This window comes from Vibrio sp. TRT 1302, from assembly GCF_050113875.1.
Lineage (GTDB): Bacteria > Pseudomonadota > Gammaproteobacteria > Enterobacterales > Vibrionaceae > Vibrio.
Genome location: NZ_JBNJOF010000004.1, coordinates 328,440 through 353,740, shown reverse-complemented (window position 1 = coordinate 353,740; position 25,301 = coordinate 328,440). Strand labels below are relative to the sequence as shown.

Here is a 25,301-nt window from a genome sequence, read left to right as displayed (position 1 = left end):
TCCTTTATTTGCGGCCAAATGGCGTTGGGGGAACGTCAATGCCTTGTGCAGACAACTCTTTCGCCAATGGATTCATAGGGGTATTAGTGATCACATCGAGGATTTGATTCGATTGACTTGACATGCTTTGCTCTGAGAGTTGCTGACGTTCGTACTCTTCGGCCATGAGTGGGTCGAGTGGGAATCCCTCTAAAAAGACAATATTGACAACGGCACCTGGGTTGATTTCCACGATGGGGTGGTAGAGCTCTGCAAGGCCGATGTAGTAATCGGAGAGCTTCGCGCCCACGCTTGCGGTGGCATTGCCCAGCAAGTTCAACGCCGCATCTTGGCTGTTGATGCTTGAGGTTGTGCCCAATGCCGAGGTGGAGGTGGTTTGTGAGAGCGCTTTACCTGTCTCGCCGATGCCCGTCAAAATGCCGGCAATTCCCGCCATTTGAACAATCTCCCCATTTTTTAAGATGGTGGTGCCCCGTATGCCGTTGCGTCCAAAGTTAAAGGCCGTTCCTTTGATGGCAACGTCTAAGATACGCCCTTCGTCTTGGATACAGCTCAGGCGGTTAGTGCGAACGATACCGCGGCTTGACGATATCTCACCGTAGGATGAACCTGTAATGGTGCAGTTGTTGAGCTTGGATTTTTCCCCATTGGGTAAGATACCCTCATGGATGGTTTGAAAAACTACGGGGGTGGTATCGCCTTGGCCAAGAACGCCAGCGTTGGTGTCCGCGCCTCCTGTCACTACGGCAGTCACAAAGGTTCCGGTCGGTACGTAATTATCAACGGTACGGTGATAGGTCTTTTCATCGCTTTCCCAAAAGAAATCAAAGCTATCAAACTCATTGCGATTGAAAGGGATTTGCTCTGAGGGCTGATATTGCATCTGCGCCATGTCGGGTTTGTCGTTCGAAGTGACAATGGGTCTGGGTGGAAGCTTGTGCTGCCCAAACGTTTCTGAGCCATTAATTGCCCCTTGAGTGTAGATGGTGCTGTACGGCTTGGAATTGACGCCTCCCGAATTGCTTTGTTCGAGTTCATCAATACGGGCTTGAAGCTGCGCTTCTTTACTTCGAAATTCTTCACGAACTTGCTCCTCGACTAAGCGAGCGGTCTTCTCTTTTGCTTGCTCGATTTTACGCTCGGTCTCTTCTTGATGAGTGCGTATCGATTTGGTCAAATCCGAGATTTGTTTTTCTAGGCCAGACAGCGTGTTTTGTTGTAGGGTGAGCGCCGATTGGTTGTCTTTTTCGACAAAATCTTGCTCAATGATGACCCCAAACTCGACAGGCTCTTGATGGCTTTCTTGCTGTGAAGGTGCAGTCGGTCTGGTGTATTTATACATTCCTAATGCAGCGAGGAGCAGAGCCGAGACAACGATAATGGTGACGGTGTTGTTTCTCGATGCGGTGCGCTGATTAATCTCGCCCCCTTGCTCAAAGTCGCCATCTGTGTCACTAAAAAGGCGTTTTCTCCAGTTATCGAGCATAATTCACTCCTCCCCCTGTCACCACATACAGGTGTGTGGTTTGATTTGGGCCGAGCTCAAAGGTATCCAGCGCCGCGCTTCGAGCGGCATAACTGTAGAACTGTGCGGTTGTGAGCGTGACGGTGTCACTGGATTTGTTCTTCACCTCGTAAATGATGCCCGAGTAATCCTTACCCACGAACACGGTTTGCGGAGTGACGGGCAGTAAGGAGTCCTTCTTAGGCAGGGTATTAGGGTCTACCGGATGAAGGCTAAATCCAGAAATCGGTGTGCCATTTTTTTTCCATGTCATCATGGCTTTGGTGAAGTTAGCGATGGCTGCAGGGTAATCAAAGCCGCGTTCAAGTACGGAAGGCTGAGACAGGTGACGGTCGGTTGGTGTAAATGCAGTGACGATGCCTGGCGTGGCTTTTGGGGTAATGAACAGGGCGAAAAGACGCCCTTTTTGAGTGAGAACGTGGGCGGTAAAAGGGAGCGCGACATTCAGTTTTAAGGACACCGAGCCCGTTTTATCTTTTTGAATACCGTTAGTGGTACAAAAACCGTGAGGGCAGGTGATGTTAAGAATTTTATCGTCTTCGACCACGAGGCGATTGATGTTCACAGACGACAAACTCACGGGGATGGTGTCGCCGTCAGCAAAGGGAAACGTGGCTTTTTGGACATTACTTGCTAACGCGAAAGGGCTAAGAGTGGTGATAAGCACGCTCATCAGCCAAGATAAGGGTTTCATTCTTTTGCTCCTTGTTTGTGGATGCCAATAAGTTCAATCACGCCATTGATGTAATCCATTTGAACGGTGTAGGTCACAAGCTCTGAAGGCAGTGTGCGGTCGCCGACGGTTTTCGTAAGGTGGCCTGTCTGTTTGAACTGCCTATTCTCAATTGAAATTTCGGTTCGTCCAGGCAGGGCGTCAAAGCGACTGGTCGTGTTGTACTTTTTAAGGTGCTCGGCATCTTGGATGAGTACCGGTTGAATGGCCGACCAGTTGTCGGCTGGTACGTACTCAAGCAAAAGACCGTATTGTCTAACGACATTCGCAGGCGTCACGTTGAGCTTGAGCTTTAAAAAGTATTCCCCCATGAGCTGAAGGTAAGGTGCATCAATGGCCGTATCTGAAATCGTAAATGCTTGTGAAATCGTTGGGGGAACGAGCGTTCGACTTTTTTCTGATGAGGTTTTCGCCAGGCTCAGTCCTAAGACCACGTTCACGAGCATCGATGCTGCAAATCCAAAGACGAGAAGAAAGTTCAGTAACTTACTCAGTGCAAGTAAGTTACCCTGGTGTTGGTTATCCATAGATTATCCCTCTTAAGAGAGCCAGTAACGCTTTTGCGCAGCGGGAGTATGTTTGAAGACACTGTGATTGAGTGAGGCGTTTCCCCACCAGTAGAGGGTTAGGGCGATGATGTTTTCACCGTACTGAACTTTTATATAGCGAAGTCCCATAAACCAGATGGCCGCAAGGATAAGGCCTATCAAGTATTTACCGGCTAAGAAGAAGAGCACAAAGAGAATAAACCCGGGCAAGACTTCGTCTCGGGGTAAACCTGATAAGCGCTTGCCTTTACTGAGGTGCTTTGGGATAGCAAAAAAAAGCTGTTGGTTGTCCATACATCACCGCCCGATTTTTAAACTAGGCCAACCAGTGGCTTAATGACTTCCCAGAAAATCATACCGCCAGCAAAACCGCCAATGGCAGCGAACCAGTTACGCGTCGTGAAACCGAGAACCGCAGCGCCGAGTGCACCTGCGGTGAGCATGGCCATTTCTGCCGCTGAATCGTCACCTGCGGTGGATTTGATGGTGGCTTTACCACCTGCAAACAAGTCCGTGGCGAAGGATGGGGCGGCGAAGCAGAGCAGTAAGAAGGTGGCGAGCAATAGAAAAAGAACGTGATGGGTGTGTTTTTGATTGATAAGTGGCATAAGTTGCTTCCTTATTTGTGTTGAAATAAAAAAAGACTCAACGCTGGATGATGTAGAGTCGTTTTTTGGGGTGAAAAAGTGATGAGATTAAGCGGTTAAATGATCGCGTACCCACTTAAGGCCTCGATTGCGACTGATGTGCAGTTTCCAATTCGAGGTACTTAAGGGCTGTCTCTTTTTGAGCTTTTTGCAATAGGTTTTGCGTTGCTTGGCATTCATCAACGCCGTATTGACGAGATGGGGTTTATAAGGTTTGTGGGTGTATGTTTGTTCTTTAACAAGAACGCAATGAGGCAGAACGACTGGAAAGTCGATTGGCTTCGAGCTATCAACAAGAGCGGCAAAGGTTAATTGATTATCAATGCGACCAATAGGTTTGGCGGCAATGAAAGTGCCTTGTTGGTCAAGCGTTTTGCCAATCAGCTCCATGGGATCGCCTTGGTAATATCCGTAGACGATGATCATAGGCACTCCTTGTGGTAGGACATTGTTGTGTAGACTGTAAAATCGACACAACAATGGAGCCCCTTACAGAGCTCGTGCTACAAACTGGCTTGTGAGTTTGTGTAGTCAAACTCAACCTTTAAGGTTTAGGTTAAAGGCTAAGGTGATACTCCCAATTAGCTCCCTCAAACCGAGTGATGATGCTTGCATACATACTCAGAATGTTGGCATTGGTCTGCGCCTCACCTAACAGGCGCCTGAATTTGGTTAGGTTATTTAAGCTGTCCTGCGCCCATCTGTGGCGCTTTCAGCAAAAAGAGCAGCCGACTCTTTTAGTTATGTATTGGATTCAAAAGTAAACGAGAATGACTCTTTGTTTTCAATCACTCCAATATCAATGCAACCACTATGCGTCAAAAATGAAAGTACAAGCAATGTACGAATATACCGAAATCGCACAATGGTATCTGTTTGGCAAGTCCGAGGATAAAACTCGAGGCTCGGTGGCACTACACAAGAGATCACGAACCGACGGAAAGTTCAGAGCTATCTCACTTGCTAATCTGGCCGCTTAGCAAGGCCCAAAACTGAACGCCGCATCAAGTTTGATAAACCAGTCACCTTTGATAAAGTTTAGAGTGAAAAGGGCCAGAGTTGAATTTGGATGGGGTGATATGGGGTGGACTTACTGATATAAAGTAGCCACCTGAATTTAGGTTGCTTAAAGGCCGAGTGTCGAATTTAATTTCACTCGAATGAGGGTAGTCGTTGGGGGACTGTGTCATATGTATAGTTAGAACAAATCTTCTTCGTTATATAGCATCATATGGTTACTTGGTACTGACCGAGTATCAGAATGATGCGACTCAATAAATCGTCAGTAGCCCCCCACTTGTTGAGCCTAACTTTGCAAGTGAAAACGGTGAAAGAAGGCTCGAGAGTTTTGCTTAAAAAGAGAGACAACGTTATCAATACCGAGCCTGTCGGTAGCGGCCGCTTTCCAAAATGGAAGGAGTATTTTCCAGACTTTCATTCTGAACTAACGTATTCTCAATAAACATGGAAATTCTGAGCATGGATCTCTCACAGGTTAGACTGAAAGAGAAACAGAAATGACATTGAATAAGACAAGCACTGAATTACAGGCAGTTTCAAATAACTTGGTGCATCATATGTGTGTGAAACTACTAGTCAATCAGGGGCTTAATGAATCAGAAGCCAACTGCCTTTTAGATATAGAACTCTATCTATCGAATCCGCTAGACACGAACGTTGTTATTACTGAGTCTATGTATCAAAGTCACTCCAATGAACAAGCATCGCTGCGAACCTTGAAGCAAAAGCAGCGTGGTTACTTTGCATTGCTTTTACACAGTTATTGGGAAGCGGAAGCTAGGAAATATTTTGACTGTATGGAACAAGTTAAAAGTATTTGAATTTCATAACCTTATAAATACGGTAAAACGCTAAGTATTTCTTAACTTCAATGGTGTAGTTCCTGTCCATCCCTTAAATGCTCTTGAGAAGGAACTAACATCGCCAAAACCTAACTGGAAAGCAATTTCTGTAACATTTAGCGAGTTGTCACTGAGGAGTCGAAGAGATTTTTCGATTCTGTAGTTAGTAAGCACGTCTCGGTAGGACGTATTCTGATTGTTGAGCTTTCTATTTAGAGTTCTTACGCTCATAGCAAGGTAGTTAGCTGTTGTTTCAGCGGATACCGTAGTTAAGTCACGCATGCCATCTAAGTAGATGAATATATTAGTTATAATATCGTTTTTCTTAAGCGCGCTTGCTTTGACGCGAACTAGATCTAATTGGGAGTGATAGACTTCTTCATCATAATATGGATTGCCAATTTGTAGCAATTCATGTGGTACACAGAGTTTATTCTGAGTTTTATTTGGACTGAGCGAGACGTTTGAAATTTGCCTGATGGTGTCTAATTGTATATCGGTAAACTCAGGAGAAACTAACTCAATAGCCAAGGGGGGGACCGGATGATCAATCAACTTTTGGAGCATCTCGCTTAAAGTTAAAATGTATAAAAGGGTACCAAGGTGGGTTACCGTTGGATTGTGATGAGTTGTTTCGTTGTCTATAAACCAGATTTCGATATCGCCGTTGTTCATGGTTTGACTTTGAAGGTGAATGGGGTTGCTCATTAATATTGAATAATCTTCACTGTTTTTTAAGGCTGTTTTAATGCAGGGTGAAGTCCAAAACAAAAGACTAAAGCAACCAAATGTGAAAGGGTTAACGCTCTTGGCACATTTTGATATGAATGGAATAGTTTGTTCTGGATCGGTTAGTGCTGCGTATAAGTCATTTCGCAAATCTTCCAAGTAAAGGCGATTTGATGGGGTAGTTCGCCAGCTATCAAATAAAGATTGTACACGGAGCTCTTTTTTTGCGTGTTGAAACATCTTTCCCCAGCCTGGGTGAACCGAGAGAGAGTCGTTCAGTGTATCTGTTGTTTTTTGCATACTATCTCTTTAAATGTTAGTTGTTGCTATAGCGCCAAAACAAGAAGGAATATGGATGATATACAGGTTTATTGTAAATCAAATACTCTACCTTACATTTCTGACGTTTGAAGTGACTAGACTGAGATTTTATCCCATTGCTATAGTTAAGGGGGATAGAGTATCAATCATCTATTGATGTTTTGTGACTTATCTGACATGACTCAAACATTCAAAGTATTACAACGACGAATGAGCGTGTATGGCTTTTCTAAATGAGCATATCTTCCAATTGACTGAACAGATCTTTCTAATGGTTACGTTCTAAAAACTAGACCTATAAATCAACTTGACCAATTTAAATAAAGTCATTTTTTGTTCGTTGTCTAGACTTAAAGTATTTTATTAAAAATCAAAAAACATGTAAGAAATCTCCTAATAAAAATATTGAAAAATAGGAAAATATGCATAAGAGCATTTCGATATATATTGGAGATATGTCTCATTTAATATTCTAATCTGGCCTTTTAAGTATGTCAATTGTCCTAATATGACAAGAGTCAATAGCTTTGTTGGCATACTATTGTGATTATTGTCACATTGTATGGAAATTTAATGCATGTAGTGTATCAGTACTACATGTCCATGTGCTTATAAGGGATTATGTGTAAGTTCCAATTGAGCAGGCCTTGTCATGCTAAAAAAAATACTAAAATATTCTCTATTGGCATTAGTTGCTATGTTAGTTTTTGTCACATTAGCAACATATCACTATCTAAGGGCTCTAGCAGACGCTGACGCAATACAACTTGACGAGCAGTCGAGAAAAATTATTGAAGTTTCCTATAATTCGGAGATGAACTCATTCATCGATGAAGCAAAATCAATCGCTTACGCGTTATCGAGTCTGCCATCATCTTGGTCGTACGACAAAGATAAAAATGATTATTTACAGTCTGTACTAAAGCATACCGCAGGTGAAACGGAAGCATTGACTGAAGTTTTCGTCGCCGATTTAGAAGGAAGAGTATTGACTTCTAATGGTTGGATTCCTGATTTTAATGCCAAAAAGGAATCTAGAACGTGGTTCAATGCTGTTATAAGGGAGCCATCCAATTACTATTTGACTCGTCCGTATAAGTCTTGGACTGGCAATTATACAATTACTTTATCGGTGCCAATAAAAAATGAAGGTGGACTTATTGGTCTACTTGGGTTTGACGTGGCTCTAGATAATCTAGTACCAAAATTAGGACTGGAATACGCGCTTACTAACTTGGATGGCGATGTTATAGCTGCTGACTCTTCCAATTCTGATTGGGTTGGCAATCAATTAATCCAAATACGGCCAATATTTTCTGAATTAGGGAGTGAAGTGTTGATGTATCAAACTCCGGATGGAGATTGGTACTCTGCTTCCAAAAAAGAACTCGGTGACATGAATCTATATAACTTTGTCAGTCAGAATGAAGTTATAAATGAAAATTCACAGCAAATACTTATATTTATAGGGATTGTTGTCGGAACTAATCTGGTTATAGTTGCATCAGTTATTCTAATTGTAAGGAAAGAATTAGTTGGCATAGATTATATTAAAATCAGGCTGCATCGTCTAGCTCAGGGCGACTTGTCTGAATATGAACAAACCGAATTACACAATGAATTGTCATCAATTGATCGATCCGTAACCATATTAAAAAATAGTATTTCCCTTATTGTTGGTGAAATTGTTAGTGCTACTGAAATTATGGATAAAAACTCTAAATATAGCAGAGAAAACATCGATGTAGTGGTAGAGAACAGCATAGAACAGCAGGGTAAATTTGAATCAATAGCGACGGCATGCGTAGAACTTAGTCAATCTTCTAAAGAAGTTGCAAGCAATGCGACGACAGTAAGTAAAACTAATGAAGCAATTGAACAACAGGTAGTACAGGGTAGGGATATACTAAAGAAAGTTCAACGTATTGGAGATCAAATAACTCAATCTACGATTGATTCGTCAGAAATTTCTAGTGGAATCATCGATAGCTCGACCAGTGTAAGTGAGATTGTTCAGATGATAGATACAATTTCTGAACAAACAAATTTATTAGCACTGAATGCCGCAATCGAAGCTGCGAGAGCAGGCAAGTATGGTCGAGGCTTCGCTGTGGTTGCTGACGAAGTCAGAAAACTAGCTTCTGAGACAAAACAATCGACATCATCGATACAAGACATTGTTGAAATACTCAAGGAGAGGTCAGAAAAGCTTGATACGTTTGTCAAAGAAAATATGACTCTAATCAAAAGTTACAATGGTAGTCGACTTGAACTAGAGAAGCAGTTTTCTGTCATTCAGGAAAATATAAGGACTCTTTTAGAAATGAATGCGTCCGTGAGTTCTTCCTCGGAGCAACAAGCGTCTGTAGTCGAGGAAGTATCTAAACAAATTGATACATTAACGCAATCTGTTGATGAAAACATGAAATATATCCGTAATAGCGGTGAGCTAGTTACAGGATTAGTCAGTGTGTCAAATGGTCTTAAAGAACAGCTACGTTTCTTTAAAGTTTAATATTCATAAATAATCTGAGAAAGATATTATGTTGTGTAGGTGTGATTTTTGTTGTATTCAACATCATGACTGTATCAAGTTTGGAAGTATTACAGTTTGTAGGAGCTGTTCTGAAACCATTAACAATATAAGCTCATTACCTTCTAATAATGATACGGATGATATTTTTAAATCAATGATTTTTCTTATCGAACTCGAGCTAAAGAAATTAAGGATAATATCAAAACACTGCAAAGATATAGACTCAAAAGCAATATCTTTACTATCTGGTCATGTTGCTAATTTGAAATTAAATGCTATTGATGTTAATAGCGAATTGTCAAATTACGCTAATAAATTAGTTTCTGAAATCAAAGTACTATGTAGTGTTTTAGTTTAATTGATAAAATTTGTGTTAAGTTGAGGTGGGTTCCATGTGCGAACTGTTTATAGGTCAACCAAAAGAAAACTATATGGTCAGAAGTAGATCTATTCGGATTCTAGGGCATATAACAAGTATTAGATTGGAAAATAAATATTGGGCAGTCTTAGATGAAATGTCTGAAATTGAAGGTAAATCTAGAGCTCAGTTTATATCTGAACTTTATAGTGAAGCATTAGATAGAAACATAGATATTAGAAACTTTACGTCTCTCCTTAGGACTTCGTGCGTGGTCTTCTTGGAAAATAAAAATAGCACTTAATTTTCGTGAATGTAGAGTTGTAATTTAATTCGTATATAAGCGTCATGTTTTCCAGAAAGATAAAACTAATAGTAGGATTTATGAACGAGTTTAAGGTAAGGATTTTAGGAACCATTGGCGCTATTATCGCGTTTATCGTTGTTGCGTTAATAGCGATTGGCTTTATGTCCTTTAAGAATGAGAGTATCGAGTTAAATAAACAAGTACTGCAAGAAAAGAATGCGACAATTGAGGAAAATTTATCTCGAAGGATAGAGGGGTATCGAAGTGTTCTCTCTGCGGTTAAAGCAAGTAAAGCCGACATAACGGATGAAGGCCTCTCGGTCAGAGCGATCATTCAACTTGAGATGCTGTATCGGACTCAAACTCGATTTATTGAAGGCGCGTACCTTATCGATATCGATGGAGGGATCTTTAATGCCAAAGGTGAAAAGCTAGACTTCAACGTTCGAGACCTTGGGCGTAATTACTATAAAGCTGTATTCAATGAAGGCAAAACATTCTTCTTTTCTCCACCATTTGTCTCTGCTGTGACCAATAGAGAAATCGTCGTGATGGCCTATAAAATAGACCACTCGATTGCTGTTATTACCTCTGTGTATCTAGATTCCTTTTTAGAGTCTGTTGCAGAGCGAAAGGATGTGTTCCTGTATGCTGAGGATGGCACTATCCTAGCCGCGCCATATCCAGGTCTACGTGGCAAAAACATTTACCAAGAGCTTCCACTTTACAAAAGCTTTAGTGCTAGTACACCGGAAATGAACTATAGCAAGGTCGTTGAAGGAGACGAGACTGCGTTTACTGCATTTTGGACACAGCTCGATATCGCAGGTTGGAAGTTGGTCAGTTTTATCAAAGATACAGAAATTGAGAAAGGAGCAGACAGTCAATTAGTCACTTCAGCCATTGTGGGTGTCATAAGTTTGATAATCGGATTAAGTATCTTATTGGTAACAGTGAACAAATTGGTATTAGTTCCTGTTGGTGGTACTCCGACTGAGATTGCTGGTTTGATGGAGAAGATGGCTAATGGCGATTTTACACAGCGCATTACCCCAAGGGGGAATGAAACAGGCATTTATCAGTCACTCATTAAACTATCGAATCAACTGTCGGAGTTAATCCAAAACACACACGCCATTTCCAAGAATGTGGCGTCTGCTTCGGAAGAACTGAATGCAGTGATGAGTGATACTAAGTCCAACGCGCAGGAGGAACTGTCTCAGGTAGAGCAAATCTCTACTGCTATTAGTGAGCTTTCCTCAACTTCACAGGAAGTGAGCCAGCAAGCACTAGTTGCAGAAAGAGAAGCCTGTAAGGCCAAGGAAAATGTACAGTCTGGTAAGCAAGCATTGGAGCAAAACATTACTCTGACCGGATCTATCCATTCATCCGTGAATGAAAGCGCGAACATTGTTGATGAGCTTCGTCAGTTTGCGATTGAAATTGGTTCTGTAACGGAGGTAATCAATTCAATTTCGGAACAAACCAACTTGCTTGCCTTGAATGCTGCAATCGAGGCTGCAAGGGCAGGCGAGCACGGGCGTGGATTTGCTGTAGTTGCTGATGAGGTGAGATCCCTAGCCTCTAAAACACAAGAATCCACGGTTAGTATCCAAGAAATTATTGAGAAGCTGCAAAAGCAATCAGAGCGAGCGCAAACTAATATGGCTCAGAACGTTGAGCTTATCGTGCACTCAGTCCAACTTGCAGACAACATAAGGGCCTCTTTTGAGGACATCTCGGCTTCTGTTGAATCCATTTCAGAAATTAACACCGTAGTAGCGACTTCCGCTCAAGAGCAATTTAGCGTGACTGAAGACATCTCTAAGAACACCACGTTGGCGTTTGACCTTGTTCAGCAAAACGTTTCTGGCATGAATGATACGCTTCAAGCATCCTCTGATCTCGCTAAGCTTGCAGAGACCCAAAAGAGTGATCTTGGTTTCTTTAAAATATAAGAATGTACGTATCAGATTATCGTTCTGATGCGCATTTGTACCAATTTGGGAAGCATTACTGATTGCAATATCAAATGATGGTAAAGATATTGACTTGTAAGGAGTGCTTATATAGAGGCAGTTTGAAACTCGACCAAGAAAAATATTGGGCAGCAGTGAAACTATTTTTATTAAAAGATATGACAAATAGTACAAGATTAGAAAAATCAGTATGTAGTATATAAATACCACCCATATTTAGAGTGCCATGAAATAATAGGTTTATGAAATGGAGGTCATATTATTGTTAAGTGGAATCTTTTTAAAAGTTTAAAGTGGTGTTTATGAAAAAACATATTATTGCATTATCATTATTGACGTCTTTTAGTTCTAGTAGTGTATTGGCTGTTGGCCAAAATGTTACTGAGGTTCAGTTTGATGGTTTAATTTCAACAGCAACATGTGATTTTGAAATTAAAACAGCTAATGGGGTTGTTAATACTATTGACTTTGGAGTGTTTGACGACTCTGCTCCAACGACTGCTTCCGCTGTTTTTGGTACTGAAGTGCCATTCTCAGTTGTACCAGAAAGCTCATGTTCTGGTACATTTACAAATGGTGCTGAAATTAAGGTCACAAGCGCGGACACTGTGATTGATAATAGCATTGTTACTGATGGTAGAAATACAAGCGCTGGAGTGCAAGTTAAACTAGCTGATGGTACCAAGGTTGTAAATGCAGGTTATACTGATATCTTGTCTACTAATACAGCTGCGTATACTCCAAGTACAGGCGCGATTCTTTTTAAAGCTCAACCTTATGCGCATTCGGCAACTCTAACTCCTGGACAGTTTGGTGGAAAGATCTCGCTACAAGTTGCTTACAAATAAAAGATAACAAGCTGTACGCCCAACATCACCCTGTGCCATTAAGGTTCAGGGTGTTTCCAAAAATAATATGAATCGATATATATGAGTCGTCTTAGCCAATTACACCTTGGTTTTGTTCTCTATTGTCCAGTGCTCTTGTTTGCTCAAGAAATAGAATACAAAGAAGATAGTATAATTCCAGTTTCGTATTGGGATGTATTACAAGCAACTGAATGTTCGGGAGAAACTAAGGTATCTTTATATACAGACTTTAAGAAACCGAATTTTAATGAATTTCAATCTCTTCTTGAAATAGATTCTACTCTAAAGCTAGAAGTAAGAAAATTACTTTCTGGTAAATGGAGAGTTTACATTTCTGGTTATGATGGACTAGATGAGGCAAAAAGACAGATAAGCTTTCTGAAAAAAAATGCCAATCTGAAGTCAATCCCTTTCCTTGTGTGCTATGAGGAAAGTGATCTTTCCCTGAAAGATTCTTTATTAACGGCGGATAAGACTGTTGATGATAGCACCCAATATACAAGTCGAGTTAACCAAGTTGTATTAAATGGAAATATAATTGGTGTATATAAAACTGATTATATAAATGACAAACCATTATTAAGCAGTGAAGTTGCAAGTAATATCATCTACAACAATGACATAGATTTAGTTGAATATATCTCTATGCCTTATGAAGATATCCCCGGTATGTTTATTGAACTAGATGATAGAGAGCAATCAATAAACCTAATCTTAGACATTGAATCTGAAGAGTCTAGTTCTGAAACAGAGATAAAGACCTTTGAAAATGGTAATGTTGCAAACTATTCCAATTATTGGATGAATTATAGCTCAAATATCAATAATAACGATAGTTTCACTGGTGGTTTGAACAATTACTTAAGCTTTGAAAGGTCGACAGTGATCTCTAAGCTTTCTTACTATGATTATGATAGTCGCTCAGAACTCAACCTTGATTCTTTATATTTGGAGTCTATCAGTGAGGAAGGCCCTATGATTTATTCAGTAGGGAAAATTCAAGGTAACTCCTCAAAAATCTATGGGGTGGGTGTCGAGTACAACAGAAGGTTATTGAATGATGATAGTTTGATCTATACGCCGCCGATTTATTTTACCACCGGAGGTCCAGCCTATGTGGAGCTATATCAAGGAAATCAATTAATTAGTTCAATGTCTACGTCAGGCGGTGAATCTAAAATTGAATCCTATCAATATGTCAATACTAATGATCTGACATTGGTTATATCCGAACTTGGTTTGAAAAAAAAGTATATAAATATCCCATATGACTATTCCAATAACATGGCTTCGCTTTACAAAAGTGGTAGTTATGAATGGGGAGCTAAGCTTGGACTGAGTGAGAGCAATGAAGATCTGGTTATTGAATATGAAGGGGTGAGGGGGTTCGATTATTACAGCGTCAGTTTGAATGGATATTACTCTACATCGGATCGTCAGCTTAATCTCAGTATCAAAAGTCTGATGTTTGGCCTAAATAACGATTTATTGTTTGGATATGATAAAACATGGGGATCATATGCTGGGATCTATATGTCTACAGGGGATGGCTTCAATCTATATGGCAAGTATTATCAAGACAATAACTACCAGTTAAATGCAACGTATAATCGAAAAGGATTAATACTAAACGACGACAGTTTATTGATTGATCTATCGAATAACTCCAGTGAGATTTATCTCAATCAAGTGTCAGTTGACTACTCGATACCTAATAGGCTTGGAAGTATGACATTAAATTATACCAATAGTAGTGACGAAGATGAATATTTTGGTCTTACTATGAGTGTTGATTTTGATAAATTACAGTGGTATGGGGATGTAAGTAATCGCGGCTATTATGCTAGAGCGAGTTACACATCTGATGACAGAGATAAGGGGATGTCTGTATCAGTTAGAAAAGACAACAGTAGAATTGGTACAACAAAATCGGCAGACGCATGGCTTAGTACTGAAGATACTAACTTGAACGTAGGATACAGTAAATCTAATCATTTTGAGACTAGAAGTCTGAGTTTATCTGGGGGAGCGATATACTCAAAAAATAACCTTTATCTGACATCACTGACGACACCCACCTTAATGATTTTGGAGAGTAACTCCGAAACTTTGTCAGCTAGAAATAGGCCTAACGATGATGGGGTGCTGATCATACCTTTAAATTCTCATTTTGCTTCAGAAAAAGTTTCATTAACGGAAGGCTCTGTGGATAAAAGCCTAGGTGATGAAGATGTATTGAATGTTACTCCTAAACCTAATGGTATTTACCACTTTGATGTCCAAGTCAACTTGATAAAGTATTTAGTTGGCTACGTAGAATCCGACTCTAGAAAAACTGTTAAAGGCATGGAAGTGCATCTAGGTGATGAGGTTTTATACATCGGTCCCAATGGACTAATTTCAAATGAATTTATCTTAAAACCAGGGCAAGACGAAGTCTCGCTTAGAATACCCGAGTTAAATTGTGAATATTCTTTACCAATTGATTCGGAAAAACTTGTAATCGATTTTGGAACGTTAAAATGCGCAGATTATATTATTTAGTAATGCTGATGATAATTTCATCTCAGGGTCATGCAGCAGTCACGATAGATCGTACTCGGTTGAACCTTGTTCAAAACCAGCCTGGCGAAGTTGTTTTAAGAAATAACTCAGAAGTGGTGAAGAATGTCTCTATTTTAGTGACTGACCAAAATGAAGTTCAGCGTACTGATAAAATTTTATTAACCCCCAATTTTATTAAAATGCAACCAGGAGAGTCACGAATAGTAAGGTTGTTTTCCTTGGAGAAAAATCTCAAAGAAGGACGCTTGTATTATTTTGAAATTCAAGAGGAGACAGATAACACACAATTAGGTCTTAATGTGGTGTTATCATCGAGAATAAAAATATTTGTCCGAAAAAAAGCGGATAGAATTGACTATGATAATGCAATTGAAATCGGGTGTGGAAAATCACCTTCTAGTTTGTTTGTAAGTAATAAGACTGATGGTCACATTTCAATCAATAAGGTATTGTTTAATGAAGATGTGCTTTCAGAAGAGTATTCACTGTCGGAGCTTAAACCTAATTCAACGACATACTTTGATTTGAATACTAAATGCCCTAGTGGAAAAAGTGTATTTGTTGAGTTTATCAACAGGTACGGTGGAATATATACTAAATCTTTTGCTATGACAGCCGAATGAGTTGATTAAGATGAAAAATAACTATGTACTATTTGGTCAGTTGGTGCTGAGTTTGTTATTCGTCATATTTCCAGACGTCTCATACGCTCAGACTTTCAATTGCGTCAATACGTCTGGAAATCAGAGAACGCGTGTTCAGCTTAATACGATTACGTTAACGCAAGCTCAAAATGTGCCCAACAGCATTATTTATGATCAATCTTATTCTACACCGCTTCTGACAGCTGAATGTGATTGTGCTGCAAACTCGTGGGTTGCGCAAACCTTCTTTACCGGTGGTACGAATCCTTACGCTACTTACGTGGACAATTATGACGGCTCCCAATGGTACACAGTGCCAGGGAGTAATGTATTAGCATATGCTTTAGATACAGATATTTGGGATGATAGCGTACGTGCCTACGTTAAAAAAGATATACCTTTTTCTGGTTACGGAAATAACGTCCCAGAAAGTAACTGCAAGGGCCCGTCCACTTTATCTAGCTTGACTCAAGGGCGACTAAGAATTCGCTTACTGGCTCCTATTATAGGTTGGGAAGATATTAATAATTCTCCTTTAGGCTACTTTAGAATGAGGAGAGGACAATCCCCAGATTCGAGTACGGACATAATCCGAATGGTTGAAATTAACGGTCAGGTATTTAGCGGTCACAACTGTTTCACTACAGGCGATTTTACCCAAAAATATACGTTTAAAACGTCATTTCTAAGCGACTTTGATGACCAGATGCCCAGCGAAAATACTCAAATTCCACCACAAACACATATCACAAATATTTATTGTAACTACTCAAATGTTCCAGTTGAAATCGAGTTTACTGGTGACTTTAGTGAGTATGGTTTGAAGACTGACTTGGATGGTGTTGAAATTAAATCTGTGTTATCTGTCGGTACTTTCGGGACTAACTACGTAATAAACAATGTCTGGAACAAATTTAATACTTCTCTTGATTCCAGAGGATATAAAAGAATTCAGTTTACTTCAGCACCTGTGTTGACTAAACCGAAGTCGCAAGTCACGTTGGGGGAGTATTCCGCCACAATGCGCATACGAGTTAACTTTAAGTAGGGATAGCATCGTGAAAAATGGCCAACTCATAAATTATTATCAGCCAATTATTGATAACAAATCCGATGTTGTTGCATTGGAGGCATTGGTACGACTCAAAGTTCCGAATAAAGGTGTCCTTTATCCGTCTGCGTTTTTATCGAAATTTGAACATTGTCGTTTGTTTGATAATGTTCTTTTGAATGCAATCCATGATATTGGATTTTATGAGGTTCCTTATAGGATTTCTTTAAATTTGCCTCCTAGTTTATTAGAAAACTCCAGTTTCTATAAGTATTTTGTTTCTAGATGCGAAGAGTACAATATTTGTCCTTCACGGTTTAAAGTTGAGATTACAGAGACAGAGTACTATGATTGTTCTATGTCTTTGATAAAAAATATACTCAAATTAAAACAATACGGGGTCGGTATTTCAATTGATGATTTTGGTGTTGGATATTCATCGCTCGATAAAATCCTAAAACTACCAATAGATGAGTTAAAGATAGACCGAATTTTTATATTGGACTCTCAGTATGATTTTAAAAAGAGATGTATATTGGAGAGTATGTCGGATTTAACTAGAAAACTTGATATTATGGTTGTGGCGGAAGGAGTAGAAAATACAGATACTTATGACTTTATCAAGAAGCTGAATATTAATTATTTTCAAGGATATTTGTTTAGCGCGCCTAAACCTTTGGGTGATTTATTTGGTTGATGAGTTCCGGCTTTATTCGGTTGCAATTGTGTATGTATTCTATTTAGGCTGTCTCTGACATGGATCGTTGGGGGTGGCCATTTTATTAATGGAATGGGATTTATTACGAGTGACTGACTGTTAATATCCGTTTTTTGTAGTAATAATTTATTAACTTTATTCTTTTTGATAGTTCGTTTTTCTTAATCATCGCTCCTCTATCCATCCCGATTTTCTTCTCAGTTTATATTTTGATTGTCGTCACACATTTTTTCAATAGTAGAATCTTACTACCTTTGAGTTCATACCCATTGGTTAAATGGTTACGAAGAAAAAGGAGAACGACATGCTTCAATCACATGTATGCTCAAATATCGAATCAGATAGCTTTAAGTCTGGTGAACATATTGGAAAAAGCATTAAATCAAAACTCACCAAAATAAGTATTATTTTTATATATATCAGTGAAACTCATGAACATACCCAGCTTGTTAAAGGCGTTAAAAGTGTTCTGGGTGACGTTAATATTATAGGAAACACGTCCTCATGCGGAGTAATTACACCAAGTGGGTATTTATTTAATCGTGAGGGTTTTGCATGCGCTTTGGCTATTTACGATGCTCAGCTGGAAGTTAGAACGTCTTTGGTTAGTAACACTTCTGTGCAATCAGACTCTTTGGAAGCTTATACTCTTGGGCTTAAGTTGGGTCATAGCTTAAACCAAGGTCTCGTTGTTTCTGAGCAGCCCCCCACATTTTTGTACATGGTTTCTTCTCCAGGTGAAGAAGAGAGTTACTTAGAAGGTATCAGCCAAAAAACTGGCCGTTTGCCCTTGTTTGGTGGGAGTGCTGCAGACAATTCGGTCCAAGGTCGTTGGGCATTGTTTACACAAAGCGAGTCAACCAGAAACGGCGCCGCAGCAGCGTTATTTTTGTCAAACAAAAAGATTGTTAATCAATACGCCGACGGATATCACGAGTCGATAAACATGGGACTTGTCACCAAAATGAAAGGCAAGCGTGTGGTATGCGAAATTAATAATCAACCTGCATTAAAACAATACGCCGAATGGATTGGAGAAACAGTAGAGAGCCTCCGCGGCGATCAGCTTCTTACGAAGTCTATTTTAAAGCCTATTGGCATCAAAGATATAACAGGCTCTTTGACTGCGATACGGCACCCGCTCGTTGGATATGATGATATGTCCATGTCCGTTGGAAACGACATTTGTGAAGGTTCGTCATTCATTCAAATGTCAGCGACGAAAACGGAACTCATCGGGGCAGTCCGACACACCATTAGGGAATTATTTGCCAAGATGCCAAAGGATAAAGTGGGCGCTTTACATCTCGTTCACTGTGCTGGCCGTCGAATGGAAATTGGCAACGAGATCCATCAAGTCCACGAAATCCTTCAAGAGGAATGTGGTGATATTCCTTATGTAGTGGAGTTCACCTTTGGCGAATATGGATATAACGAATGTAGTGCTAATACGTGCGGCGGGTTGATGCTTTCATTTACCGCTTTTGAAAAATAAGAATATTGAGAATAATCATGTCAAATAAAAATATGCTAAATGTTTATAACCCTTACAATAATGAACTGATCGCTGAGTTGGAAACAACAACTAAAAAGCAAGTGGAAAAACACATCTTAGATGCAGTGATTGGTCAGAAAACATGGAGTGCTTTACCGCTAAGCTCACGAGCGCTTGTTTTATATAGATTTCTAACCTTAGTTGAAGATGAAAAAGACAAGCTTAGTTCTTTACTGTCTCAAGAGTCCGGCAAGCCGATTAAAGAAGCGCAAGCGGAAATTAATAATATCGCTATTGGGTTTTTAGCATTTATCGAAAAGGCCAAGCATTTATACGACACTTCCTTCCCTGGTACCAGTGAAGCCGGCCAAGCTTCTAATCTTCAGATCACAACACGAGAGCCACTCGGTGTTGTTGCTTGTATTTTACCCTTTAACTTTCCTTGTGATCTATTTTGTCAAAAGGTAGCTCCTGCATTGATGATGGGTAATTCAGTCATTGTGTTACCTTCTACCAACAACCCCCTCACTGTCAGAGAGTTGGTTAAATTGTTGAAGAAAGCGGGGGTACCTGAAGACGCGATTCATTGTTTAATCGGGGAGGGGAGAGATATTGGTCCAGTGCTGACACAACATCCGGACGTCAATATGGTTACTTTCACTGGCTCGACACCCGTTGGACTCGAAATCGCCGATATTTGTGCGTCACGTCTGGCACATGTCGCATTAGAGCTTGGCGGGAACGATGCTTTCATCGTCTGCGAAGATGCCGATATCGATCTCGCAGTAAAAGAGATGATTTGGGGACGTATGTACAACTCGGGTCAAGTCTGCTGCGCAAGTAAACGTTTCATCATTCATAAGTCGAAAGTAGACACATTCATCGAGAAAAGCATCGCTCAACTGCAGCAACTAAACCTAGGCTCCCCACAAGATGAGTCAACAGATTTTGGTTGTCTTATTAGCGAGCAGGCTGCTGTGTCAGTGGAGAGACAAGTTGCACTGACAATTGAACAGGGGGGGAAACTAGTTTTTGGTGGAACAAGAGAAGGTGCTTGTTACAGCCCAACGATTATTACGGACATCCCCGTAACAGCCGATGTAGCATCAAATATGGAGATTTTTGGTCCAGTAGTGTCCATTATTCCTTTTGATACTGAAGAGGAAGCTATTCGTATTGCTAACGCCTCTATTTATGCTCTGAGTGCTTGTGTTTTCTCTACTGACTACAAAAAGGCCATCGCATACTCTAAACAAATCGAGTGTGGCGTGTTTGTTGTCAATGGAGCCAGTTTCTATCGTAGTTTCGAAATTCCTTTCTGTGGACACAAAATGAGTGGCTTTGGAAGTGAAGGGGTTTCATCCACGCTGGAAGAAATGTCAAAAGTTAAAAGCTTAATCCTTAAAGACGTTTACTAACTATTAGATGACCGTGTTGTGTGTTCATAACACGGTCCTATTATTTCAAGGATTTATTATGAATCGAGTAATTCTTTCTCCTGCTAAATATGTTCAAGGTCCTCATGTACTTAATGAGCTGGCGTCTTTGGTGATGCATTTGGGTACCAGAGCATTGGTGATCATTGATAAAACAATAAGCGAAAAGGTGAGTATTGATTTATCTGACAGTGTATTTAAGAAGATAGAACTATTTTCAGGTGAATGCTGCTATGAAGAAATTGAACGGCTAGGACTCTTAGTAAAAGAAAAGTCTATTGATGTCGTTATTGGTGTTGGAGGCGGAAAAGTCATTGATAGTGCAAAGGCTATAAGTCATTTACAGAACATCGCAGTGGTAGTTTGCCCTACAGCAGCTTCGAGCGATGCTCCAACGAGTGCTCTTTCGGTCGTCTATAAACAATCAGGTGAGTTCTTAGAATACCTTCCACTTCGCAAAAATCCAGATCTTGTCGTCGTTGACTCACATATTATCGCGAAAGCTCCTACTCGTTTGCTGGTTGCTGGTATCGGTGATGCACTAGCCACATATTTTGAAGCTAGAGTTAACTATCAATATCAGCGTACCACCATGGCAGGAGGTATACCGAGTTTATCTGCATTTACGTTGGCCAAGCTCGCATATGAAACCTTATTGAAGTTTGGTCTTGATGCTAAGCGTAGTGTTGATAATGGTGAAGTGACACTTGCTCTAGAGAATATTATTGAAGCGAATACCTATTTAAGTGGTATTGGTTTCGAAAGTTCGGGGTTGGCCGCTGCTCATGCTATTCACAATGGTTTTTCTCAAATCAACGAATGTCATCATTTGTTACACGGTGAAAAAGTCGCTTTTGGCACTATTGTTCAACTGGTATTAGAAAGATCTGATACCGATGAGCTAAAAGCAATTATTAGATTTTGTCGTGAACTAGGGCTTCCGACGACGTTGAAAGAAATGGGTATATCTAAAATCGAATTAGCTCACCTTAAAGTCGTGGCTGATGCTGCATGTGAGTCTAGCGAAACCATCCATAATATGCCTTTCACGATAAAGCCAAGCGATCTAGTTCAAGCGATAATCACGGCCAACGAAATTTCGTCAAAATTGGTGTAAATGTAGATTTAGTTTAGTCACCTTTTGAGACTATGGGTTGCTCTTTAAAGAGCAATCCATAGAAAGAAGTTATTTGCTGAGGAATGGAACAACAATGCCTAAGTAGCTTTGGTGCTTTACTCATAGCGCAGGTATACATACCTATTGTGCTTGATATCTCAAAGGATATACCGAGCTTCTGATATACCTAGCCCTGTGATCTTGTTCAGTGCTTTGGTCATAGTGTGCGTTTCTCCAACCTGAAGTATTATAATTTCTCAAGCTTAGTTTTCGTCCTAGTACCTGTTTTACTCGATACATAGTGGTTTCAGAGAGTGAGCGCTTGTGATACCAATACCGGTTCTTCTACGTCTTGTTCGAATCATAAAGCTTTTGACGTCCAACTGCTAAATTGTGCCAATGTCCTTGAGCCCAGAAGGGAGCCTTTTCTGTTAGCGGGGTGAGTTGAATCGCTCCCTTGAGCTATATAGCATCCTTACAATACCTTGTATTGTAAGCCCAATCTCTGGTTATTCCGTTGATTCGTTGACGTGTTTGCTTGACCAAATTAAGGAGGACTTCTGGTTGATAATATTAGATAGACTCAGGTCTGCCGCAATAATTTCGTGACTAGAGGTGTCTACCGCTCAGTGCAGCCTTCTCCAAACTCTACGTTTCCCATTAATCCAATGCTTCTTGACCTTCGCCATAAACCTTGAGGCATTCAGTATTGCACCTCTGATGCTTGGTTTAAATGACGTCTCAATTAGCTCTGCGAATGATATAACGGGAGTTTGGGCAGACTAAGGGGACGTTGGCTAACGCAAAAACTGAATCTGTAAACCCTTGCAATGCTCTTAACGGCATTGAGAAAACTCGTTTCATCAAAGAGCTGTGGTCTACCACGCTTATCTTGCTTGGTCTGTTTCTACTTGAGTATGGCTTCTTCATCGATCTGGAGAGTGAGTGAACCTGGATTGATTAAAGCTTGGTTGTACTGCATCCAGTTAGTTGCTTTGTAGCGAGGCTTAGACGATTAATAGGTGTAGCCTAATCGTAGTTTCTCGAGTGAGTTCCATCGATTTAAGCAACAAAGCCAATTTAACCCCACTAGTTTAACAAACGGCGTTGATTATTTATAACCGAACGGGAATTACTTATATTTGTGGTATTCACATATTACCCAGCCACCATAAGATCAATATAGAATTAAATTTCATCGAAACTTATCATAACAATAGTAGTTAACTTTAACAAATTTAAGGGGTTAATGCCATTTCATGTAAGCCATACCTATAAACGCACTAATTGACAACTACATTTTATAATAAAATTAGATCTGTCGAAAAAGATAATAATTCTTTTTTTTAAAGATATCTAAAATAGAAAGGGGTACTAGTTTATTTCTATTTTTATTATCTAGGGAAACTAAAATATAAATTTGTTTAAGAATTTTTGGAGAAATTAAATGAAAATCAATAGTATAAACTTTAAAACCATCCTATTAACACTGAGTATATTACTGGCTTCTGGTAATGCTATTGCTTATGAAAATAAAGTCGATGTGTATGATTTAGTTTCTACTAACTCTCTTGTTCCTACACTTGATACTGTGAAGTTAATCACAGCCGATGGGAAATTAAATAAAGAGCTTAAAGATTTTATGCTAAAAAAGCACGATAAAAAACAATTGAAAGGTAAGAAAATCGCCATATTAGCAACTGATGGTGTTGAAGAACTAGAAATTCTGGTCCCATTAAACTATTTACGTGAAATTGGAGCCGATGTTGTCGTTGTATCTCCTAGGAAAATAGATTACCCAGAAACATTAGGTTTGAAATTCCCAGAAATCCGACGTACACACATTATGACCGTGAGATTGATGGAAAATTCTGGTTGGTTAAAAATAGATAAATATATTGATGAAGTTTCTCCGAATGACTTTGATGGTCTAGTTTTACCCGGAGGAGCATGGAATCCAGACTTTCTTAGAACTGATATTGAAGCGCAAGAACTTGTAAAGGGAATTATGAGTGCAAACAAACCACTTGCAACTATATGTCATGGTCCATTAGTTTTAATTAACTCAGATTTAGTTAAAGGAAGAAAAATGACTGGTTATTGGGCAATCATGAAAGACTTAGAAAATGCAGGTGCTAAAGTTTATGATCAACCAGTTGTAATTGATGGAAATTTGATTACTAGTAGGTTTCCTTATGATTTACCAAGATTAATGGTTTCATTTACTGACAAAGTAAAATAATTAAAACGTTGAAAGAGTATAAAATTATACTCTTTCCTTTTAGGAGAATATTTAGATGTGTAAGTTATTTGTAAAGGGAGATCAAACTTTATGGTCAAGCGTGACACGTTCGTTAAGAATAGATGGTGTGGCAACATCTATTCGATTAGAGAACTTTTTCTGGAATACATTAGAAGAAATATCTAATAGGGAGAATATGACTGTAAATAAAATGATTACGAAATTGTATTTTGAATCTCTTGATGCCGATTTAGATATAGGAAATTTCACATCATTCCTTAGAGTTTGTTGCTCTAGGTATTTATCACTAATTGCAGATGGTGAGTTAATAAGAGGTGATAACTTTCCTTTAGAGGAAGTTGATTCAGAGTATATTTTAATGAAAGAAGAAAATAATCTAAAGTTAAGAAAATTTAGTCCAATAAAGTCGTCATCTATTAATTAATCTATACAAATTAAGACTTGATCTGATAGTTATTCACTTTGGACTCGGTGCCTGTCAGATCATATCTGTACTAGATTTTTATCAGCTTAAATGGGCTTTGTTTCCTAATTCGAGTTCAATTAAGAACGCTCCTAACATGACTAATTGTTAGGCGATCATCATTGTTTCAGGCATACCTAGCCCTGTTATTTTGTTCAACGCTTTTATCATGGCGTAAGTCTCACCAACTTGGCCATTGTAATTTCTTAAGCTTAGCGTCCCACCGAGCAGTTTCTTTACACGGAACATCGCCGTCTCCGAGAGTGAACGTTTATGGTAGCCGTACTTCTTTTTCCAATGCTTATTTGAACCATATAGCTTCTGGCAACCGACTGCTAAGTTGCGAGGAGGACCTTGTTCCCAGAAGGCTGCGCTTTCCCTTGGTGGAATGAGTGCTGTGGCTCGTTTGATGCGAATGGCTTCGTGGCACAATCTTGTGTCATAAGCACCATCACCAGATATCTCTACAATTCTTCGGCGAGTTTGTTTGAGCAAATTGGGGAGCGCTTCACCGTCACTCACATTCGATAAACTTAACTCAGCGGCAATGATTTCATGCGTGTCTGTATCGACCGCTAAATGTAACTTTCGCCAGACACGACGCTTCCCGTCAGTGCCATGCTTTTTTACCTTCCATTCACCCTCACCGAAGACCTTTAGTCCTGTTGCATCAAGAGCTAAATGCTGGATTGTTCCTTTAGTTTTTGTCTTGAAGGCGACGTTGACCGTTTTAGCTCGTTTGCTAATACATGAATAATGAGGGCATGACAACGGTAGTTGAGCGAGCTTAAAAATAGAGTTAATGAATCCTTGGAGAGCTCTCAACGGCAGTGAAAATACTCGCTTAACCATAAGAGCCGTCGTAATCGCTAAGTCACTAAACGAACGAGGTCTTCCACGGTTCCCCCGCTTGATTTGCTTCCATTGCTGAACAGCCTGTTCATCAATCCAAAATGTCAGTGAACCGCGATTGATTAAAGCTTAGTTATAGAGTTTCCAGTTGGTTGTTTTGTAGCGAGGCTTGGGCATTGGTCTAAGTATTTGAGTGAACTTAGCCGATCAGATCGTAGGTTAATGATTTAGTTCCCTGATTTAGGAAACAAAGCCTACTTATACCGGTGTGCAATGTCTAATT

General features: G+C 39.8%; 22 protein-coding genes and 1 pseudogene. 14 read left to right on the top strand and 9 right to left on the bottom strand.

The window, feature by feature from the left end:
* Nucleotides 1-4: 4 nt before the first annotated feature.
* Genes ACQEXP_RS08670 through ACQEXP_RS08645 form a run of 6 tightly spaced genes read right to left on the bottom strand, consistent with a single transcriptional unit; the run spans nt 5 to nt 3,879 of the window.
* Nucleotides 5-1,486 (bottom strand): TrbI/VirB10 family protein, encoded by a 1,482-nt coding sequence (locus ACQEXP_RS08670; RefSeq protein WP_407006177.1) that lies wholly within the window; start codon nt 1,484-1,486, stop codon nt 5-7.
* Nucleotides 1,476-2,219: a type-F conjugative transfer system secretin TraK gene (traK, locus tag ACQEXP_RS08665; RefSeq protein ID WP_407006178.1), complete on the bottom strand. Its 744-nt coding sequence runs from the start codon at nt 2,217-2,219 to the stop codon at nt 1,476-1,478. Before traK ends, ACQEXP_RS08670 begins: the two co-directional genes overlap by 11 nt.
* Entirely contained in the window at nt 2,216-2,785 is a 570-nt protein-coding gene (gene traE, locus ACQEXP_RS08660) for a type IV conjugative transfer system protein TraE (protein ID WP_407006179.1), read from the bottom strand. Before traE ends, traK begins: the two co-directional genes overlap by 4 nt.
* A gap of 12 nt (nt 2,786-2,797) precedes the next feature.
* Nucleotides 2,798-3,100 carry a type IV conjugative transfer system protein TraL gene (traL, locus tag ACQEXP_RS08655; protein ID WP_407006180.1) on the bottom strand — a complete coding sequence of 101 codons (303 nt, stop codon included), beginning with the start codon at nt 3,098-3,100 and terminating at the stop codon, nt 2,798-2,800.
* Between the two features lie 17 nt (nt 3,101-3,117).
* Complete coding sequence (gene traA, locus ACQEXP_RS08650; RefSeq protein ID WP_407006238.1) at nt 3,118-3,441, bottom strand: type IV conjugative transfer system pilin TraA; 324 nt, start codon at nt 3,439-3,441, stop codon at nt 3,118-3,120.
* A 60-nt stretch (nt 3,442-3,501) separates the two neighbouring features.
* Nucleotides 3,502-3,879 carry a hypothetical protein gene (locus tag ACQEXP_RS08645; RefSeq protein WP_407006182.1) on the bottom strand — a complete coding sequence of 126 codons (378 nt, stop codon included), beginning with the start codon at nt 3,877-3,879 and terminating at the stop codon, nt 3,502-3,504.
* A gap of 1,151 nt (nt 3,880-5,030) precedes the next feature.
* On the opposite strand from ACQEXP_RS08645, the gene ACQEXP_RS08640 reads away from it, so the two are divergent.
* A complete protein-coding gene (locus tag ACQEXP_RS08640) occupies nt 5,031-5,294 on the top strand; it encodes a hypothetical protein (RefSeq protein ID WP_426969428.1) in 264 nt (87 codons plus the stop codon).
* A 30-nt stretch (nt 5,295-5,324) separates the two neighbouring features.
* Here the strand turns inward: ACQEXP_RS08640 and ACQEXP_RS08635 are convergent, their stop codons facing one another.
* Entirely contained in the window at nt 5,325-6,344 is a 1,020-nt protein-coding gene (locus ACQEXP_RS08635) for a helix-turn-helix domain-containing protein (RefSeq protein ID WP_407006185.1), read from the bottom strand.
* A 673-nt stretch (nt 6,345-7,017) separates the two neighbouring features.
* On the opposite strand from ACQEXP_RS08635, the gene ACQEXP_RS08630 reads away from it, so the two are divergent.
* The 11 genes from ACQEXP_RS08630 to ACQEXP_RS08580 all read left to right on the top strand — a co-directional run bounded on the left by ACQEXP_RS08630 (nt 7,018) and on the right by ACQEXP_RS08580 (nt 21,440).
* Entirely contained in the window at nt 7,018-8,880 is a 1,863-nt protein-coding gene (locus tag ACQEXP_RS08630; RefSeq protein WP_426969426.1) for a methyl-accepting chemotaxis protein, read from the top strand.
* A gap of 413 nt (nt 8,881-9,293) precedes the next feature.
* Nucleotides 9,294-9,563 (top strand): ribbon-helix-helix domain-containing protein, encoded by a 270-nt coding sequence (locus ACQEXP_RS08625; protein ID WP_042769940.1) that lies wholly within the window; start codon nt 9,294-9,296, stop codon nt 9,561-9,563.
* Nucleotides 9,564-9,643: 80 nt separating this feature from the next.
* Nucleotides 9,644-11,524, top strand: coding sequence for a methyl-accepting chemotaxis protein (locus ACQEXP_RS08620; RefSeq protein ID WP_426969424.1), 1,881 nt, complete (start codon nt 9,644-9,646; stop codon nt 11,522-11,524).
* A 323-nt stretch (nt 11,525-11,847) separates the two neighbouring features.
* Nucleotides 11,848-12,393 carry a fimbrial protein gene (locus tag ACQEXP_RS08615; protein ID WP_285373013.1) on the top strand — a complete coding sequence of 182 codons (546 nt, stop codon included), beginning with the start codon at nt 11,848-11,850 and terminating at the stop codon, nt 12,391-12,393.
* A gap of 81 nt (nt 12,394-12,474) precedes the next feature.
* Nucleotides 12,475-14,958: a hypothetical protein gene (locus ACQEXP_RS08610; protein ID WP_426969423.1), complete on the top strand. Its 2,484-nt coding sequence runs from the start codon at nt 12,475-12,477 to the stop codon at nt 14,956-14,958.
* A complete protein-coding gene (locus tag ACQEXP_RS08605) occupies nt 14,937-15,602 on the top strand; it encodes a fimbrial biogenesis chaperone (protein ID WP_285373016.1) in 666 nt (221 codons plus the stop codon). Before ACQEXP_RS08610 ends, ACQEXP_RS08605 begins: the two co-directional genes overlap by 22 nt.
* A gap of 10 nt (nt 15,603-15,612) precedes the next feature.
* A complete protein-coding gene (locus ACQEXP_RS08600) occupies nt 15,613-16,671 on the top strand; it encodes a hypothetical protein (protein WP_426969421.1) in 1,059 nt (352 codons plus the stop codon).
* Nucleotides 16,672-16,681: 10 nt separating this feature from the next.
* Nucleotides 16,682-17,371 carry an EAL domain-containing protein gene (locus ACQEXP_RS08595; RefSeq protein ID WP_074545109.1) on the top strand — a complete coding sequence of 230 codons (690 nt, stop codon included), beginning with the start codon at nt 16,682-16,684 and terminating at the stop codon, nt 17,369-17,371.
* A 325-nt stretch (nt 17,372-17,696) separates the two neighbouring features.
* The gene (locus ACQEXP_RS08590; RefSeq protein ID WP_074545110.1) at nt 17,697-18,887 is read left to right on the top strand and encodes an FIST signal transduction protein; all 1,191 of its coding nucleotides are present in this window, start codon (nt 17,697-17,699) and stop codon (nt 18,885-18,887) included.
* 17 nt (nt 18,888-18,904) lie between these two features.
* On the top strand, nt 18,905-20,305 hold the full coding sequence (locus ACQEXP_RS08585; protein ID WP_139309360.1) for an aldehyde dehydrogenase family protein: 1,401 nt from the start codon (nt 18,905-18,907) through the stop codon (nt 20,303-20,305).
* A 58-nt stretch (nt 20,306-20,363) separates the two neighbouring features.
* Entirely contained in the window at nt 20,364-21,440 is a 1,077-nt protein-coding gene (locus ACQEXP_RS08580; protein WP_074545115.1) for a glycerol dehydrogenase, read from the top strand.
* A gap of 158 nt (nt 21,441-21,598) precedes the next feature.
* Here the strand turns inward: ACQEXP_RS08580 and ACQEXP_RS08575 are convergent.
* A pseudogene (locus ACQEXP_RS08575) lies at nt 21,599-22,422 on the bottom strand (IS5 family transposase).
* A 465-nt stretch (nt 22,423-22,887) separates the two neighbouring features.
* Here ACQEXP_RS08575 and ACQEXP_RS08570 point away from each other — a divergent pair.
* Together ACQEXP_RS08570 and ACQEXP_RS08565 are read left to right on the top strand one after the other, a co-directional pair.
* Nucleotides 22,888-23,682: a type 1 glutamine amidotransferase domain-containing protein gene (locus ACQEXP_RS08570; RefSeq protein WP_052036783.1), complete on the top strand. Its 795-nt coding sequence runs from the start codon at nt 22,888-22,890 to the stop codon at nt 23,680-23,682.
* A 55-nt stretch (nt 23,683-23,737) separates the two neighbouring features.
* Nucleotides 23,738-24,127: a ribbon-helix-helix domain-containing protein gene (locus tag ACQEXP_RS08565; protein WP_042770534.1), complete on the top strand. Its 390-nt coding sequence runs from the start codon at nt 23,738-23,740 to the stop codon at nt 24,125-24,127.
* Nucleotides 24,128-24,274: 147 nt separating this feature from the next.
* Here ACQEXP_RS08565 and ACQEXP_RS08560 read toward each other — a convergent pair whose 3' ends face one another.
* Nucleotides 24,275-25,141, bottom strand: coding sequence for an IS5 family transposase (locus tag ACQEXP_RS08560; RefSeq protein ID WP_276396143.1), 867 nt, complete (start codon nt 25,139-25,141; stop codon nt 24,275-24,277).
* Nucleotides 25,142-25,301 lie beyond the last annotated feature (160 nt).